The sequence below is a fragment of the Bordetella petrii genome (assembly GCF_020991325.1).
Taxonomy (GTDB): domain Bacteria; phylum Pseudomonadota; class Gammaproteobacteria; order Burkholderiales; family Burkholderiaceae_B; genus Bordetella_A; species Bordetella_A petrii_E.
Genome location: NZ_JAJMLX010000529.1, coordinates 1 through 759, shown reverse-complemented (window position 1 = coordinate 759; position 759 = coordinate 1). Strand labels below are relative to the sequence as shown.

1 protein-coding gene and 1 pseudogene are annotated in these 759 nt (G+C 70.8%); both read left to right on the top strand.

What is annotated here, in order from left to right; translation table 11 throughout:
• On the top strand, positions 1 to 553 hold a 553-nt coding region (locus LPZ50_RS25155; protein ID WP_230665540.1), incomplete at its 5' end, for a phosphatidate cytidylyltransferase.
• A pseudogene (locus LPZ50_RS25150) lies at positions 550 to 759 on the top strand (1-deoxy-D-xylulose-5-phosphate reductoisomerase); the annotation flags it as partial. The gene LPZ50_RS25155 and the pseudogene LPZ50_RS25150, both read left to right, overlap by 4 nt.

Here is a 759-nt window from a genome sequence, read left to right as displayed (position 1 = left end):
GCTGGCCGTGACGGCCGCGGTGGTGCGCGGCCGGGCCGATGCGCCGCCGGCCAGCCTGGCCTGGTCGCTGTTCAGCGTTCCGGCCATTCTGGCTGCCTGGTCGGTGCTGGCGCTGATGTACATGGCGCGCGGCGGCTGGTTCGTGGTGTCGCTGCTGGCGCTGGTATGGGTGGCCGATATCGCCGCGTATTTCGTCGGCCGCGCCATTGGCAAGCGCAAGCTGGCGCCCCGGGTCAGCCCGGGCAAGACCGTCGAGGGAGCGGTAGCCGGCATCCTGGGCGCCGTGGCCTGGGTCTGGGTGTCCAGCCTGTGGGCGAACAGCTTCGGGCATGCCCTGGTCGAACGCTGGTCGCTGGGCCTGGCGCTGCCGGCTGCGGCCTTGCTGGGCGCCTTGTCCATCGTGGGCGACCTGTTCGAGTCCCTGCTCAAGCGGCGCGCTGGCCGCAAGGATTCCAGCGCGCTGCTGCCGGGGCATGGCGGGGTCTACGATCGCATCGATGCCATCCTGCCGGTGGCGCCGTTTGCCCTGTTGTTGTCTGGAGTCCTGACTTGAGCCGTTTTCAACGCGTTGCCATCCTGGGGGCCACTGGCTCCATCGGGGAAAGCACCCTGGATGTCATCGCCCGCCATCCCGATCGCCTTGCCGTGCATGCCCTGTCGGCGCATAGCCGCATGGAACGCCTGGCCGAGCAGGCGCTTGCCAGCTCGGCGGCGGTCGTCGTGGTGCCCGACGCGGCGGCCCGCCGGCGGTTCCTGGCC